Annotated in this window: 15 protein-coding genes and 1 pseudogene; 7 read left to right on the top strand and 9 right to left on the bottom strand. The window is 73.2% G+C overall.

What is annotated here, in order from left to right; all coding sequences use genetic code 11:
* The first annotated feature begins 3 nt into the window (after positions 1–3).
* Complete coding sequence (locus tag ACZ4UB_RS11290; protein WP_468069840.1) at positions 4–1,482, top strand: lipase maturation factor family protein; 1,479 nt, start codon at positions 4–6, stop codon at positions 1,480–1,482.
* On the opposite strand, the gene ACZ4UB_RS11285 is transcribed toward ACZ4UB_RS11290, so the two are convergent.
* The 3 genes from ACZ4UB_RS11285 to ACZ4UB_RS11275 all read right to left on the bottom strand — a co-directional run bounded on the left by ACZ4UB_RS11285 (position 1,471) and on the right by ACZ4UB_RS11275 (position 4,665).
* Positions 1,471–2,454, bottom strand: a complete 984-nt coding sequence (locus tag ACZ4UB_RS11285) for an NAD-dependent epimerase/dehydratase family protein (protein ID WP_468069838.1) — start codon at positions 2,452–2,454, stop codon at positions 1,471–1,473. The two genes, ACZ4UB_RS11290 and ACZ4UB_RS11285, sit on opposite strands and share 12 nt — an antisense overlap.
* A gap of 197 nt (positions 2,455–2,651) precedes the next feature.
* Positions 2,652–2,828: a hypothetical protein gene (locus tag ACZ4UB_RS11280; RefSeq protein WP_468069837.1), complete on the bottom strand. Its 177-nt coding sequence runs from the start codon at positions 2,826–2,828 to the stop codon at positions 2,652–2,654.
* A gap of 373 nt (positions 2,829–3,201) precedes the next feature.
* Positions 3,202–4,665, bottom strand: a complete 1,464-nt coding sequence (locus ACZ4UB_RS11275; protein ID WP_468069835.1) for an SDR family NAD(P)-dependent oxidoreductase — start codon at positions 4,663–4,665, stop codon at positions 3,202–3,204.
* 313 nt (positions 4,666–4,978) lie between these two features.
* Between ACZ4UB_RS11275 and ACZ4UB_RS11270 the strand changes: the two are divergent.
* Positions 4,979–5,791: pseudogene (locus ACZ4UB_RS11270) on the top strand (DMT family transporter); the annotation flags it as partial.
* Positions 5,792–5,842: 51 nt separating this feature from the next.
* On the opposite strand, the gene ACZ4UB_RS11265 reads toward ACZ4UB_RS11270, so the two are convergent.
* Positions 5,843–7,135, bottom strand: a complete 1,293-nt coding sequence (locus tag ACZ4UB_RS11265) for a transglycosylase family protein (RefSeq protein WP_468069834.1) — start codon at positions 7,133–7,135, stop codon at positions 5,843–5,845.
* Between the two features lie 225 nt (positions 7,136–7,360).
* Here ACZ4UB_RS11265 and gndA point away from each other — a divergent pair, with 225 nt between their 5' ends.
* Complete coding sequence (gene gndA, locus ACZ4UB_RS11260; RefSeq protein WP_468069833.1) at positions 7,361–8,803, top strand: NADP-dependent phosphogluconate dehydrogenase; 1,443 nt, start codon at positions 7,361–7,363, stop codon at positions 8,801–8,803.
* A 62-nt stretch (positions 8,804–8,865) separates the two neighbouring features.
* Here the strand turns inward: gndA and ACZ4UB_RS11255 are convergent, their stop codons facing one another.
* The 4 genes from ACZ4UB_RS11255 to panD all read right to left on the bottom strand — a co-directional run bounded on the left by ACZ4UB_RS11255 (position 8,866) and on the right by panD (position 10,733).
* The gene (locus tag ACZ4UB_RS11255) at positions 8,866–9,183 is read right to left on the bottom strand and encodes a hypothetical protein (protein WP_468069832.1); all 318 of its coding nucleotides are present in this window, start codon (positions 9,181–9,183) and stop codon (positions 8,866–8,868) included.
* Between the two features lie 28 nt (positions 9,184–9,211).
* Positions 9,212–9,904: an aspartate/glutamate racemase family protein gene (locus ACZ4UB_RS11250; protein ID WP_468069831.1), complete on the bottom strand. Its 693-nt coding sequence runs from the start codon at positions 9,902–9,904 to the stop codon at positions 9,212–9,214.
* Positions 9,901–10,248, bottom strand: a complete 348-nt coding sequence (locus tag ACZ4UB_RS11245; RefSeq protein ID WP_468069829.1) for a GNAT family N-acetyltransferase — start codon at positions 10,246–10,248, stop codon at positions 9,901–9,903. Before ACZ4UB_RS11245 ends, ACZ4UB_RS11250 begins: the two co-directional genes overlap by 4 nt.
* A gap of 65 nt (positions 10,249–10,313) precedes the next feature.
* Complete coding sequence (gene panD / locus ACZ4UB_RS11240; protein ID WP_467957594.1) at positions 10,314–10,733, bottom strand: aspartate 1-decarboxylase; 420 nt, start codon at positions 10,731–10,733, stop codon at positions 10,314–10,316.
* Positions 10,734–11,077: 344 nt separating this feature from the next.
* Between panD and ACZ4UB_RS11235 the strand changes: the two genes are divergently transcribed.
* On the top strand, positions 11,078–11,482 hold the full coding sequence (locus tag ACZ4UB_RS11235; RefSeq protein WP_468069828.1) for a guanyl-specific ribonuclease: 405 nt from the start codon (positions 11,078–11,080) through the stop codon (positions 11,480–11,482).
* 47 nt (positions 11,483–11,529) lie between these two features.
* On the opposite strand, the gene ACZ4UB_RS11230 is transcribed toward ACZ4UB_RS11235, so the two are convergent.
* Complete coding sequence (locus tag ACZ4UB_RS11230; protein ID WP_468069827.1) at positions 11,530–12,768, bottom strand: DUF418 domain-containing protein; 1,239 nt, start codon at positions 12,766–12,768, stop codon at positions 11,530–11,532.
* 350 nt (positions 12,769–13,118) lie between these two features.
* On the opposite strand from ACZ4UB_RS11230, the gene ACZ4UB_RS11225 reads away from it, so the two are divergent.
* From ACZ4UB_RS11225 to ACZ4UB_RS11215, 3 genes are all read left to right on the top strand, one after another.
* The gene (locus ACZ4UB_RS11225; RefSeq protein ID WP_468069952.1) at positions 13,119–13,748 is read left to right on the top strand and encodes a response regulator; all 630 of its coding nucleotides are present in this window, start codon (positions 13,119–13,121) and stop codon (positions 13,746–13,748) included.
* Positions 13,745–14,863, top strand: coding sequence for a sensor histidine kinase (locus ACZ4UB_RS11220; RefSeq protein WP_468069826.1), 1,119 nt, complete (start codon positions 13,745–13,747; stop codon positions 14,861–14,863). Before ACZ4UB_RS11225 ends, ACZ4UB_RS11220 begins: the two co-directional genes overlap by 4 nt.
* 148 nt (positions 14,864–15,011) lie before the next feature.
* Positions 15,012–15,227, top strand: a complete 216-nt coding sequence (locus tag ACZ4UB_RS11215) for a hypothetical protein (RefSeq protein WP_468069825.1) — start codon at positions 15,012–15,014, stop codon at positions 15,225–15,227.
* The last annotated feature ends 58 nt before the right edge of the window (positions 15,228–15,285 follow it).

The following is a 15,285-nucleotide window of genomic DNA, read 5'->3' as shown; positions in this document are numbered from 1 at the left end:
GCGATGGACTGGTTCACGTCGCCCGGCTACTGGCTCGGCCGGCTGGTCTTCCAGCGGGCCCTGGCGGGCGTCTACGTCCTCGCCTTCGCCGGGGCCGCCCTGCAGTTCCGGGCGCTGATCGGCGCCCACGGCATGCTCCCCGTCCCGCGCCACGTCCGCCGCGTGCCGCTGCGCGCGGCGCCCAGCCTCTTCCAACTGCACTACTCCGACCGGCTCTTCGCCTGCTGCGCCTGGTTCGGGGCGGCGCTGGCGGCGGCGCTCGCGGCGGGCGCGGGGGACGCCGTACCGCTGGGCGCGGCGATGGCGATGTGGGCGGTGCTGTGGGCGCTGTACCTGTCGATCGTGAACGTCGGACAGACCTGGTACGCCTTCGGCTGGGAATCGCTGCTGCTGGAGGTGGGCTTCCTCGCGGTGTTCCTCGGCAACGCCCGGGTGGGGCCGCCGGTGCTCGTGCTGTGGCTGCTGCGCTGGGTGGTCTTCCGGGTGGAGTTCGGGGCGGGGCTGATCAAGATGCGCGGCGATCCGTGCTGGCGCCGGCTGACCTGCTTGTACTTCCACCACGAGACGCAGCCGATGCCGGGGCCGCTGAGCTGGTTCTTCCACCGGCTGCCGCGGCCGGTGCACCGGGTGGAGTGCGCCGCCAACCATGTCACCCAACTGCTGGTGCCGGTGCTGTTGTTCACCCCGCAACCGGTGGCGTCCGTGGCCGCCGGGATGATCGCCGGGACCCAGCTGTGGCTCGTCCTGTCGGGGAACTTCGCCTGGCTGAACTGGCTGACGATCGCGCTCGCGCTCTCCGCCGTCGACTTCACCGCGCTCGCGGGACCGCCGCCCGACGCCGCGGCGCGCGCGGGACCGCTCTGGTACGTGGTGGCGGTGTGCGCGCTGACCGCGCTGGTGCTGGTGCTCAGCCGGCATCCGGTGCGCAACCTGCTCTCGCGGCGCCAGGTGATGAACCGCTCCTTCGACGCGCTCCACCTGGTCAACACCTACGGGGCGTTCGGGACCGTCGGGCGGATCAGGGACGAGGTGGTGGTGGAGGGGACCGCGGATCCCGCCCCGCACCGGGACGGCGCGTGGCGGGAGTACGGCTTCAAGGGCAAGCCGGGGAGGCCGGACCGGATGCCGCGCCAGTTCGCGCCGTACCACCTGCGGCTGGACTGGCTGATGTGGTTCGCGGCGCTCTCGCCCGGCTATGCGCGCGACTGGTTCGGCCCCTTCGTGGAGCGGCTGTTGACCGGCGACCGGGACACCCTGCGGCTGCTCGCCCACAACCCCTTCCCCGACGCGCCGCCGCGCTACGTCCGGGCCCGGCTGTACCGCTACCGGTTCAGCACCCGGCGGGAACTGCGCGCGACGGGCGAGTGGTGGCAGCGCCGCCTCCTGCGCGAGTACCTGCCGCCCACCCGGCTCTCCGGGCCCGGTCCGGGGACGCACACGGAACACGGTCCGGGCCCGGCGGAGCACCGTTCAGGCCAGTAGGGCCGCCTCCCGCTCCGCGCTGATGCCCTTGGCGGGCCGGTCCGGGCGCTGCGGGGCCACACCGCCGATCCCCTGGAGCCAGCTCCAGCTGTCGGCAACGGTCTCCTCGACCGGGCGGCACACCAGGCCGGCGGCCAGGGCCTTGGAGACGTCGCCGCCGAACAGGTAGTCGTACAGCTCGCCCTCCGGCAGCCAGATGGGCAGCTCGATCCACGGCTCCACCCCGGCGTCCTCGATCACCCCCGGAGCGGTCCACCGCAGCTCCGCGCCGCCGCCCGTGACGGCCACGACGGATTCGAGGAGGGTGCCCATGGTGGCGTGTCCGAGCGGCGAGGCGAGGTTGTACGCTCCCCCGCGCCCGTCCCGCGCCGCGTCGAGGGTCCAGCGCGCGAGGTCGCGCACGTCGATGTACTGGAGGCGGAGCCCGCGCGGTCCCGGCGCCAGCATCGGGCCGCCGCGTGCCGCGCGGCCCAGCCACCAGGGCAGCCGCCCGACGTTCTCGTAGGGCCCGATGATCAGGCCGGCGCGCACCAGCAGGGCGTGTTCCTCGCCGAAGGCGGCGAGGGCGGCCAGCTCGCCGCCGCGCTTGTCCTGGGCGTAGTCCACGGTCTCGGCGTCGGGCGAGCCCTCGACCACCGGGGCGTCCTCGCCCAGGCCGGGGGGCGAGGGGTAGGCGTAGACGGAACGGCTGGATATGTAGGTGTAGTGCCCGACCCGGCCGTGCAGCAGGCGCGCGGTGTCGCGGACGGCGACGGGGGCGCCGCCCCAGGTGTCGACGACGAGGTCCCACTCCCCCTCGGCGAGGGCCGCGAGCCCGCCGGGGGCGGTGCGGTCGCCGTGGAGGGAGTCGACCCCGGGCGGCGGGTCGTGCCGGCCGCGGTGGAAGACGGTGACCTCCCAGCCCCGCTTCAGCGCGTCCTCGGTGATCGCCCGGCCCACATATTCGGTCCCGCCCAGCATCAGCAGCTTCATGCGGCCAGCCTGCCCCGCGGCCGGGGGCCCGGGAAGCGGTGATCGCCGTCAGCGATAACGCTGTCGGCGTACAACGGGGCGCGCATCAGGGCGCGTCGACCCACATCGGCGCGCGCACCCGCGTCCCGCCGCCGGATCGGCGGCGGGACGCGGGTGTGGAGCGGAGCTGCCGCCGGTACGTGCCGGGGCCGGGACGGTCAGTCGATGCCGGGCAGGATGTGCGGTTCCGCCAGGTCCTCTTCGTATCCGGCGAGCCGGATCGGTGCGGACCGGGCCCACACTTCCAGGCTTCCCAGCTGGTCCGAGCGGTTGTGGGAGCGGTGGTCCGTCCGCTCCGCCACCCCGTGGTCGCGCTTGGTCATTTCAGGTGTCACCGCGCACTCCTTTGTGTCGCGTAACCCGGCGGGCGTACCGCTGCCGGGCAGGGAAAGGACATCCGGACGCGGTGGCGCCATGGTTCTCGATACGGAGCGTGGCCCTGGTGGGGCCGTCCGTGTGCCTCAGGGTACACATATGAGCGGAGCCCCGCTCGATGGAAAGGTAAAATCCACTTTCGACCTCTTGATTTCGGCCGATGTTCAGGACTTCGCCCCCGGCGCGCCGATGAAGCGGGTAATGCGGCCCCGGCGGGAAGCGGCGGAGAACCGGCGGAGAAGCAGCGGGCAGGAACGACGGACGGCCCCGTACGACCGGGTGCGGTCGTACGGGGCCGTCGGGCCGTCGGGGCGGGCCTGCCGGGGCGGGCGGCTACCAGTTGCCGGGCGCGTAGTCCTTGAGGAAGACGCCGAAGAGGTCCTCGCCGGCCTCGCCGCGGATGATCGGGTCGTAGACCCGGGCCGCGCCGTCGACCAGGTCGAGCGGGGCGTGGAAGCCCTCCTCCGCGAGGCGGACCTTGTCCGGGTGCGGGCGCTCGTCCGTGATCCAGCCGGTGTCGACCGCGGTCATCAGGATCTGGTCGGTCTGGAACATCTCCTGGGCGCTGGTGCGCGTCAGCATGTTCAGCGCGGCCTTCGCCATGTTGGTGTGCGGGTGGCCGGCGCCCTTGTAGCCGCGCCCGAAGACGCCTTCCATCGCGGAGACGTTGACCACGTAGCGGCGCTCGGCGGCGGCCGCGGCCATCGCCGGGCGCAGCTTGCTGATCAGGATGAACGGCGCGGTGGAGTTGCACAGCTGGACTTCGAGCAGCTCGATCGGGTCCACCTCGGACACCGTCTGGATCCAGCTGTTCGTGTGGTGCAGGTCCGGGACCAGGCCGCCCGCGTCGATCGCGGTACCGGCGGCGATCCGTTCCAGCGAGGCCGAGCCGGAGACCAGGGCCAGCTCCGTGACGTCCTGGGCGGTGAGCTTCTCGCCGTGGCCGGTGGGCAGGGCGGCGACCCGGTCGACGGTGCCGCTGCCGAAGGTGCCGATGACCTCGGAGGCGGGCAGTTCGCCGGCGGGCAGCGGGGCGCTCTCGGCGGCGACCAGCTCGCTGTAGGCGCCCGGGGAACGGCGCACCGTCTGCGCGGCGTTGTTGATCAGGATGTCGAGGGGGCCCTCGGCGGCCACCGAGTCGGCGAGCGCGACGACCTGCGCCGGGTCGCGCAGGTCGATGCCGACGATCTTCAGGCGGTGCAGCCACTCGTGGCTGTCGGGCATCGCCTTGAAGCGGCGGACCGCGTCGTTCGGGAAGCGGGTGGTGATGGTGGTGTGCGCACCGTCGCGCAGCAGCCGCAGCGCGATGTACATGCCGATCTTGGCGCGGCCGCCGGTGAGCAGGGCGCGGCGGCCGGTGAGGTCGGTCCGTGCCTCGCGGCGCGCGCGGTTGAAGGCGGCGCAGTCCTGGCAGAGCTGGTGGTAGAAGGCGTCGACCTCGACGTAGCGCGTCTTGCAGACGTAGCAGGAGCGCGGGCGCTGGAGTATGCCGGCGACCGGGCCCTTGGTCGCGGTGCTCAGGGCGTTGCCCTGGGTCTCGTCGTCGATGCGCTCGGCGGAGCCGGTCGCGGTGGCCTCGGTGACGGCCTTGTCGTTGGCGGTCTTGGCGGCGCGACGGTCCTGGCGGCGGCGCTGCTTGACCGTGCGGTAGATACCGGCGGTCGCACGGCGTACCGTGACGGCGTCGGGGTGGTCGACGTCGAGCTTGTCCAGCTCGTCGAGCACGGCGAGGCAGACGGCCAGGCGCTCGGGGTCGATGCCCGGGCCGTACGTCTGGATGTCTTCGGTCATCGTCATGGCCGTTGCCGTTCCTCGATCAAATCGTCCGCGTCCGCGTTGCGCGAACTCCTCAAAAGCAGAACTGTACGGATCCGACGCGCCCGGGACCAAACCGCTCCCGCCCGCCTCACGCGCAGCGCCTGGATCGTCACGTTATGTACGGGAGAGCGCCGTTCTCGCACGGGCCGAGTCGTCATCACACCGGATGACGAACGTCTCTCAAGCGACCAGCGGACTACAGATTCGCTAGGCGTGTACTACTCCCGGAGTACAGGTGATCACCACCTGTGGGACGAGGAATACTCGAGCCGGACCGGGCATTGTGGCCCACATGAGTGCCCTAGCCCTGTCAGTCCTCCTCTGCTTGATCTCCGCGCTCGCCTACGCGGCCGGCGCGATCGTGCAGGAGCGGGTGGCGGAAAGCAGCCCCGGACGGCCGTACGCGCCGCTCGCCCGGGGCGGCTGGTGGCTGGCCGTGGGGCTCAACGGGCTCGGCGCGCTGCTGCACGTGGTCGCGCTGGCGTACGGTCCGCTCAGCCTGGTCCAGCCGCTGGGCGCGCTCACCATCGTCTTCGCCCTGCCGATGGCCGCGGTCCTCGTCGGCCGCCGGGCGGGCACCGCCGCCTGGCGCGGTGCGGTGCTGGCCACCGTGGGCCTGGCCGGGCTGCTGGCCCTCACCGGCGGCGACGGGCGCGACGGACAGACCCTGTCGGGCGGCGAGCGGACCGTGCTGCTCGCGCTGACGGCCGCGGTGTCGGTGACCTTGTTCCTCGCGGCGCGGCGGGTCCGGCGGGCCGTGCTGCGCAGCGTGTTGCTGGCGACCGCGGCCGGCACCGCCTTCGGCATGGGCTCGGTCTTCACGAAGTCCGTGGCGGAAGGTGTCGAGCAGGGCGCCGTCTTCGGCCAGGCTCCGCAGCTGGCGTCGATCGCCGCGCTCGCGGCGGCCGGCCTCGTCCTGTCACAGGCGGCGTACCGGGGCGCCGGCTTGACCGCGCCGCTGGCCACGGTGACCGTGGTCAACCCCGTGGTCGCGGCCAGCGTCGGCATCACGCTCTTCGGCGAGGGCTTCCGCTTCGGCGGCCTCGGCACGCTCGGCGCCCTGGTGAGCGCCGCGGTCGCGGCGGTCGGCCTGGTGTTGCTGACGGCCGTACCGCCGCGCGAGCGGGTGTCATCGACCACCGGCTCCCCGGTGCCCTCAGATGTCGACTCCGTGCCCGCGCAGGTAGGCGAGCGGGTCGACGTCGGTGCCGTAGCCCGGCCCCGTCCGGATCTCGAAGTGCAGGTGTGGTCCGGTCGTGTTGCCGGTCGAGCCGGAGCGGCCGATCCGCGCTCCCCCGCTCACCTGCTGACCGGCCTTGACCCCGAGGGCCGACAGGTGCGCGTACTGCGAGTACCGGCCGTCGGTGTGCCGGATCACGACCTGGTAGCCGTAGGCGCCGGCCCAACCCGCCGAAACGACCTCTCCGGGGGCGACGGCCTTGACGGACGTGCCGGTCGCCACCGGGAAGTCGACGCCCGTGTGGTAGCCGCTGGACCATGAGGAACCCGCGACGTGGTACGCCGTGCCCAGGCCGGCGTCCACGGGCGCGGCGAAGCCGCCGGAAGCGCCGGCCGGCTTCGGCTTGGCCGCCGCCGGTTCGACCGGCTTGACCGGGGCGGCGGTGCGCGGCGGCTTCTCGGGTGAGGGCGTGGTCTTGGGCGTGGGTTCGGGTGTCGGCTTGGGCGTGGGCGCCGGGGTGGCCGCGGGCGGTGGGACCGGGGGCTTGGGCGTGACCGGGGCGGCCGTGATCCGCAGGGTGAGCCGCTGGCCCGGGAAGATCAGGTCGGGGTCGCTCCCGACGGTGGCCCGGTTGGTCTCGTAGAGCGCCTGCCAGCCTCCCTCGACGTGCTGGCCCCGCGCGATCGCCGAAAGCGAATCGCCCGGCGCGACGACGTACGGATTGGGCAGGACGGACGTGCCCGTCGGGGTGGGGCCTGCGCTCTTGGCGGCCGGGGCCGTATCGGAACGGGCGGCTTGCGGTTTCGCGGCCCGGGGAGCGGCCGCCGGCGTCGCGGGGGTCTTCGCGCCCTGTCCGCCCTGCGCCTTCGGGGTCACCGCGGGTGCGGCGCCGCCCCGGCTGAGGCCCGCCTCCTTGGAACAGACCGGCCAGGCCTGCGGTCCCTGGGAGCCCAGCACCTTCTCGGCGACCGCTATCTGCTGGTCCTTGGTGGCGAGGTCGGCGCGGGCGGCGTACGCCGTGCCGCCGAAGGCCCGCCAGGTGCTCTGGCTGAACTGGAGTCCGCCGTAGTAGCCGTTGCCGGTGTTGATGTGCCAGTTGTTCGTGGACTCGCAGGCGGCGACCTTGTTCCACGTGTCGACGGTGGCGGCGTGGGCGGCGCCGGCGCCGATGAAGGGCAGCGCGATCCCGGCTCCGCCCGCGGTCACCACCAACGAAGCCCGGTTGATGGTGCTCGGTTGGTACCGGCGGTGCCGGCCCCGTACGCCCATGGGAGCCCCCTTGAAGACATCAGGAACCGCACAACCTAACGCTGCCACCACACCTTGACAAGGGGCGCAACAGGGCGCGCCGCAAGGGTGGTTGAGTGGATCTCAGCGTGTGGGAGATCCACCGGAGGGCGCCGCGATGTAGCGTCGGCATCCTCCGTACCCGACGGGACCCGCCGGGGCACCGGAGAACACCCCGGCACACCGAGGCACACCAGGAGCGCGACGATGAGCAGCACGGCCCAGATCGGCGTCACCGGGCTCGCGGTGATGGGCAGCAACCTCGCCCGGAACTTCGCCCGCAACGGCTACACCACCGCCGTCCACAACCGCACCGCCGCGAAGACCCGCGCCCTGGTCGAGGAGTTCGGCCACGAGGGCACCTTCATCGCCGCGGAGTCGGCGAAGGAGTTCGTCGACGCGCTGGAGCGCCCCCGGCGCCTCATCATCATGGTGAAGGCCGGCGATCCCACCGACGCCGTGATCCGCGAGTTCGCGCCGCTGCTGGAGGAGGGCGACGTCATCATCGACGGCGGCAACGCGCACTTCGAGGACACGCGGCGCCGCGAGCGCGAGCTGCGCGAGCAGGGCATCCACTTCGTCGGCGTGGGCATCTCCGGCGGCGAGGAGGGCGCGCTGCTCGGCCCGAGCATCATGCCCGGCGGCTCGCCGGAGTCGTGGGCGGCCCTCGGCCCGATGCTGGAGAAGATCTCCGCCAAGGCCGCGGACGGTACGCCGTGCACCTCGCACGTGGGTCCGGACGGCGCGGGCCACTTCGTGAAGATGGTCCACAACGGCATCGAGTACGCCGACATGCAGCTGATCGCCGAGGCGTACCACCTGCTGCGCGAGGTGGCCGGGTACTCCCCGGCCCGGATCGCGGAGACCTTCCGCGCGTGGAACCGGGGCCGTCTGGACTCCTACCTGATCGAGATCACGGCGGAGGTGCTGGCGCACACGGACGCGGCGACCGGTCGCCCGTACGTCGACGTCGTGGCCGACGCCGCCGAGCAGAAGGGCACCGGTCGCTGGACCGTGCAGATCGCCCTGGACCTCGGGGTCCCGGTGTCCGGGATCGCCGAGGCGGTCTTCGCGCGGGCCGTCTCGGGCCACGCGGACCTGCGCGCCGCGTCCCGCACGCTGGGCGGCCCGTCGGCCTCGGCGCTGCCGGCGGCGGAGGCCGACGCCTTCGCGGCCCGGGTCGAGCAGGCGCTGTACGCGTCCAAGATCGTCTCGTACACCCAGGGGTTCCACCAGATCCAGGCCGGCAGCGCGGAGTACGGCTGGGGCGTGGACCCGGGTGCGGTGGCCTCGCTGTGGCGGGGCGGCTGCATCATCCGGGCCGCGTTCCTGGACCGGATCCGGGCGGCGTACGACGCCCGGCCCGAGCTGCCGAGCCTGCTGGCCGACGACCGGTTCGCCGAGGAGATCGGCGCCGCGCAGGACGACTGGCGCGAGGTCCTGGTGACCGCCGTCCGCCAGGGCGTTCCGGTCCCGGCCTTCGCGGCCTCGCTGTCCTACTACGACGCGCTGCGCGCGGACCGGCTCCCGGCGGCCCTGACCCAGGGCCAGCGGGACTTCTTCGGCGCGCACACCTACCGGCGCACCGACCGCGAGGGCTCGTTCCACACCCTCTGGAGCGGTGACCGCTCCGAAGTGCGCACGGACTGACACCGCGGGGACCGGCCCCGCCGCGTCCGGGTCGGCCGCACGCGCGGCCGACCCGTACGGGTTCAGCTGAGGGGGCCGGGCTGCGGGAGCGGCGCGGGGCCGGGCGGCGGCGGGATGGGGTCGGGCTCGGGGACCGGTCCGGGCACGGGCGGCGCGGGCCGGGGCGGAGCGGGCACCGGGTCCGGTACGGGCGGAGTGGGCGCGGGCGGGGTCGGCGCGGGCGGGGTGGGCACCGGGTCCGGCACGCCCGGATCGGGAGCGCCGGGCTCGGGCACGCCCGGGTCGGGCCGGGGCGTGGGGAACGGGTCCGGCAGCACCGGCTCGGGGACCGGGTCGGGCCAAGCGGAACCGGGGGGCGGGTTCGCTACGTTTCGCACCATGGGCCCCGCCTTCCCCCGATCCCGGGGGCTATGCCCGCCGGAGCGCACCCATCGCCGCGGCGAGGCCGACCGCGGGACTGGACAGCAACGGGATGCCCGTCGCGGCCCGGGCCACCGCGCCCGCCATCGACACCTGGGCCAGCACGATCACGTCCGCGTCGACCACCGCGTCCGCCGCCCGGGCCACGAGCGCCAGGCACCCCTCGTCGTCACCCGCCTCGAAGCGCTCCCAGGCACCCGGCACCACCCGCGGCCGCAGGGACAGGGCCGCCGCGTACCCCGGGCGTTCCCGCTCCCAGGTGTCGGCCTCCTCCCGGAGCAGGGCCAGCGTCGGGGCGAGGGTGCTCTCCACGGTGGCCAGGACCGCGATGCGGGGGCCCGTACGGACGGCGGCCGCGGCCATCGGCCGGTCGACCCGCAGCACCGGGCGCCCGAGGGCCGGCCCGAGTCGCTCCGCGACCGCCCCGATCGTCGAGCAGGTGCAGAGCACCGGGTCGTCCCCGCTCCCGCTCCCCTTCCCCGGATCGGCCAGCAGGGTCTCGATCTCCCCGGCCACCGCCTCGGGGCCCGCCACGCGGGCCCGGGCCAGCAACTCGGGCACGACGAGGTGCCGCAGCACCGTCCCCGGGTGGTGCCGGTCCCGCAACGCGTCGAAGACCGGCACGTGCACCGGGGAGGTGTGCAGCAGCGTCAGCCCGCCCGGGCCCCCGTGCCCGCTCACCACAGCGCCGGATCGGTGTCCAGCTGCTCTTTCGCCGCCGCGACCACCTCGGCCGGCGGCTGCGGTGCCCGGTCGGGGTGACGGGCCGCCCAGCTGGCCGCGTACGGGCAGAGCGGGACCACGGCGACGCCCTCGGCGGCCGCGATGCCGTACAGGGTGGCGACGAGCTCCCCGGCGATCCCCTTGCCCTCGTGGCCCGGCTCGACCACGGTGTGCACGGCGACCAGGGCGCCCGCGCCCGGCTCCGAGGCGAGCACGAAGTAGGCGATCACGCCGACCCGCTCCGTCCCCTCGTAGGCCCGCAGCCGTCCGGTGGCCCGGTCGTCCCTGATCTCGATCGCCATGCCCATCGCCTCTCGCCTCTCGTCGCCCTCGTGTCTGCCGCGTCGTCCCGATCCTGCGACCGTCCTCAGATCGCGACCGCGTGCGGGCTGCGCCGCTGGTCCGTGCCCGGCACGGGGGCGGAGGGGTCCGCGCCCAGTTCGATGATCCGGTTGTCCGCGTCGACGTGCACCACGCGCGGCACGAAGGCCCGCGCCTCGGCGTCCTCGAACTGCCCGTAGCTGATGAGGATCACCAGGTCACCGGGGTGCACCAGATGGGCGGCGGCCCCGTTGATCCCGATCACCCCGGAACCGCGCTCGCCCTCGATGACGTACGTCTCCAGCCGGGCCCCGTTGTCGATGTCGACGATGTGCACCAGCTCCCCGGGCAGCAGATCGGCCGCCTCCATGAGATCGCCGTCGATGGTCACGGACCCGACGTAGTGCAGATCGGCCTGGGTGACGGTGGCCCGGTGAATCTTGGATTTGAACATGGTGCGCAGCATCGAGGTACTCCTGGATCTAGGCTCCCTGCCTGCGTTTTTGCAGGTCAAGGGCAGTTTCCCTACCCTACAACGAGTCGCTTGTCCGGTCAGCTCTTCCCCTGTTTTCGAGAACCGATGGTGACCATCGCGAGAGCGGCCGCGAGGAGGCCGCCGCCAGCCGCCAGGGGTCCACGTCCGTCCGGGCCGCCTCCCCGCTCCCGCCGCTGGTCAGGGGTGCTGCGGACCGAGTGGGTGAAGGGGAGGTGACGACCCGGTTGCAGGCGGCGTCCAGTGGGCCAACTGATGGAAAAATCAACGACTTTGGCATTGACGTGTCCACATCTACGCGCGTCATCATGGGGCCCATGACGATCCCCCCACGCGTTCTCGCCTTCGGCGGCGCCGTCGCCGTCGCCGCGTCCCTCCTCGTCGGGCCCACCGCCACCGCGGCGCCCACCTCGCCGACTTCCTTGTCCATCAAGGCCGTTGGCAGCATCTGCTCCTCCGCCCTGCCCTCCCAGGCACACGACACCCTGAACCTCATCGCGGCGGGCGGACCCTTCCCGTACCAGCAGGACGGTGTCGTCTTCCAGAACCGCGAGCGCGTACTGCCCAGCCAGACCACGGGCTACTACCACGAGTACACGGTCATCACCCCGGGGTCCCCGACCCGCGGTGCGCGCCGCATCGTCACCGGTCGGCAGAGCCGGGAGGACTACTACACGGCCGACCACTACGCCACGTTCAAGCGGGTCAACTTCGGCTGCTGAGAGGGCTAGTTGGGCTCCACCCCCACGACGACGGCACCGGGCCGGCCTCATCGGACGTACTTGGCCGGCTTGGTAGCGGCGTTGAGCAACGCCTCCAGCGGGCCGCGGCGGAAGAAGCGGGACCAGAGCGCGGCGAACACGATCGCCCCGAGGACGAACGTGAGCACGGGCGCCCAGGACGCCTGGGGGCTCTCGCCGATCAGCATGCCCAGCGCGGACTGCACGAGGAAGTGGCCGACGTAGGCCGTCAGGGACATGGTGCCCACCGCGATGACCGGTTTCGCCAGCCGGCGCAGCCGCGGCAGGCGGTCCATCAGCACCGTCGCCCCCACGATCACGAGGACGGCGACGCCCACGCTGCCGATGATGTCCAAGGTCGTGCCGCTGTGCGGCCCGGCGGACAGCAGTTCCGAGGCCGCCCGCCGGGGGGCCTCGATGGATCCGCCGCCGAAGGAGGACGCCGCCTCGGACCCGGCGGACGGCTTCCCGTCCTCCGCCGCGCTCCGCAGCGCGTCCTTGCCCGCCAGCAGCAGGGACAGACCGTACGCGCCGCCGGTCAGGGCGACACCGAGCACGGCCAGGCGACGCTGGACGGCGACGGCCGACAGGTCGAGGCGGGCCAGCGCCATGCCGGCGACCACGAACGCCATCCACGTGATCGTGGGGTAGGAGCCGGTGAGCAGCAGGTCGAGCACTCCGACCTCGCTGAGCCTCTTGAGCGGGTCGTAGGCGTTGACGCTCTGCTGGACGGACTCGCTCAGCAGCGAGTTCAGGGCGAACGCCAGCTGCGGCGTGACGAGCGCGAGCCCCGCGGCGATGATCGCCAGCGTCCTGGCGGACAGCCGCAGCAGGGGCAGGGCGACAAGGAAGTACACGCCGTAGAAGCCGAGGATGATCACACCCCCGTACTCCACCGCCAGCACGGTGCCCAGCGCCAGCAGGATCACGGCGCGGATCGCGATCCGGGCCTTCGCCTGCCGGCCGGCCGGCCCGGTCTTCGGCTCGCGGCGGCCGGCGATCAGCATCAGCGAGAACCCGGCGAGGGTGGCGAACAGGACCGACGAGTGTCCGTCGGCCAGGTAGCGGACCCAGCTGCCGACGCCGGACGTCGCCGACAGCGCCGGGCCGATGTGCACGATGTACATGCCGAACACCGCCAGGGCGCGGGCCAGATCCACCCCGACCAGGCGGCTCGTCGAAGGACCGCCGGGGGCCTGCCCGGCGGACTCGGGTGAGGTTGCGGGCCGCGGAGTCGATGTCTCCCGCGACGGCTGTATCCGTGTCATGCGAAGAATCTCCCGGCGCCGCGGGAAGGCGGACCATCCGGCAGGCTTCGGTGACACCCCCGCCGACCGGCCGGGACCACCCCGCCGGTCGGCGGACGGGCCGGAGCACCCCCCGAACGGCTGGACCCGCCCCGCCGGGCGGCGGGAGCCCGCGGGGACCGCACCGACGCGCGCCGTGCCCGACGTACCGTGGACAGCGAGCGATCACCGTAGGAGAACAGGGTGGACGCCCGGGTGCGGGGTGTACGGGTCGCCGAGAAGCTGGACAGAGCATACGAGTGTGAGGCGGAACGCCGGTGATCCGGGTAGTGGTGGTGGACGACGAGGCCCTGGTGCGGTCCGGCTTCCAGATGATCCTGAACGCGTCCGACGGCATCGAGGTCGTGGCCACCGCGCAAGGAGCACAGGCCGCCGACGTGATCCGGCGCGAGCACCCGGACGTCGTGCTCCTCGACATCCGCATGCCGGACGTGGACGGCCTGACCCTCCTGAGGGAGATCCAGACCCTGCCCACGCCGCCGACGGTGGCCATGCTGACCACGTTCGACACCGACGAGTACGTCCTGACCGCGCTGCGCTCGGGAGCCTCCGGCTTCCTCCTCAAGGACACCGAGCCCGAACAACTCGCCCAACTCGTACGCACCCTGGCCGCGGGCGGGGTGGTGATGTCCCCGAAAGCCTCACGTTCCCTGCTGCGCCGCCACCCGGGTGCGGGAGCTCCCCAGGACCCGGACGTCGCGCGCGTGAACCTGCTCAGCGACCGCGAACGCGACGTCCTCGTCCTGATCGCGGAGGGCCTCTCCAACGCCGACATCGGCACCCGCATCCATCTGAGCCCCGGCACCGTCAAGGACCACGTCAGCTCGATCCTGACCAAACTGCGAGTCGCCGGCCGCGTCCAGGCGGCGCTGCTCGCCGAGCGGGCCGGACTGCTCGGCAACGACGAACGCGACGGCACCGCACGGGACGTAGGGCGATGAGCACGGTGCAGGCCCTGTGGCGCCGGGTGCCCGCCCGGGCCGTCGACGCGGTCCTCGTCGCGCTCGCCGCGCTCGACGCCTGGATCAACCTCTTCGACGAGGGAACCCCCCTCGTATGGGCCTGCGCCGCCCTCGGCAGCGCCGGGCTGTTCCTGCGCAGGCGCCTTCCGCTGACCGTCTTCCTGCTGACCCTGCCCATGACCGCCTTCATGGACGTGGCGGTCGCACCGATCGCCGCCCTGTACACCTTGGCCGCGCACAGCCGCAATCGGCCGCTGCTCGCCGGTTGCGCCCTGCTGAACACAGCGGCGACCCTCCTCTGGCCCCTGTCCGAGATGTTCTCCACCGACCGGGCCTGGACCCTCGTCCAATGCGTCTACACGCTGGCGACGTCCTTCGCCCCGGTCCTCTTCGGCCAGCTCGTACAGGCCAGGCACGACGTGGCGCGCCAGCTCGTCGAGGTCGAAGAGGCCCGCGAGCACGAACGCGCCCTGTACGCCGAGACCGTCCTCGCCCGCGAACGCGCCCAACTGGCACGCGAGATGCACGATGTCGTCTCGCACCAGGTCAGCCTGATCGCCGTACAGGCCGGAGCGCTCCAGGTCGCCACCAAGGACCCCGACGCCCGGGACTGCGCCCGTACCATCCGCACCCTGAGCGTGGACACCCTCGACGAACTCCGGCACATGGTCTCCCTGCTGCGCGCCTCGGGCGGCAAGGAAACCGAACTCACCCCCCAGCCCACCCTCGCCGACCTCCAGCAGCTGATCGCCAACAGCGGCATCGAGACCACCCTGACCGGTGGGCTCCCTCCCGGCATCAGCACCACCGCCCAACGCACCGTCTACCGCACGGTCCAAGAGGCCCTCACCAACGTGCGCAAGCACGCCCCCGGCGCGCGCGCCGACGTACGCCTGTGGCACGACGCGCACCACTTCGGCGTCACCGTCACCAACACCGCCCCCACCCGCCCGACCGTCGCCCTGCCCAGCGCCCGCCACGGCCTCATCGGCCTGAGGGAACGCGCCGAACTCCTCGACGGCACCCTCGCCGCCGAACCCACCCCGCAGGGCGGATACACGATCGAACTACGGGCCCCCACCCGCCCCTCCTGAGCCCCGGCCGACCGGTACCCGCAGCCACAGCGGCCCGCCGCGGGGGCCGCGTCACCCCGTGTGCGGGGGCGGCACCAGCCACTCGGCGGGGGTCCACCCGACGATCGCCGGATGGCCGGCGGCGGGGCCGGGCTTCCAAGCTGGTGGCATGACACACCGTGCGCAGGAGACGGAGCCCGACACCGACCGCCGCCCTTCGGCCGAAGCAGTGGGCTGTTCCCCGCCCGGGCGCCGTAGGAGCGCGCTCTGGGAGTACCTCGGCATGGCGCTGGCGGCGGGCGGGCTGTGCCTGGCCGTCGTCAGCCCCGGGCTCCGCGATGCCGTACACACGGCTGCCGCGACGGCCGTCGAACCGGCCCACTGAGCCGAGCCCCGAGGCCCCGATGCGGGCCCAACGCCGTCCTGCCACCGAGGCGGTGCAC

The organism is Streptomyces sp. NPDC028419 (genome assembly GCF_055565515.1).
Note: the sequence above shows the minus strand (reverse complement) of the source record. Positions and strands in the feature narration are given on the sequence as shown.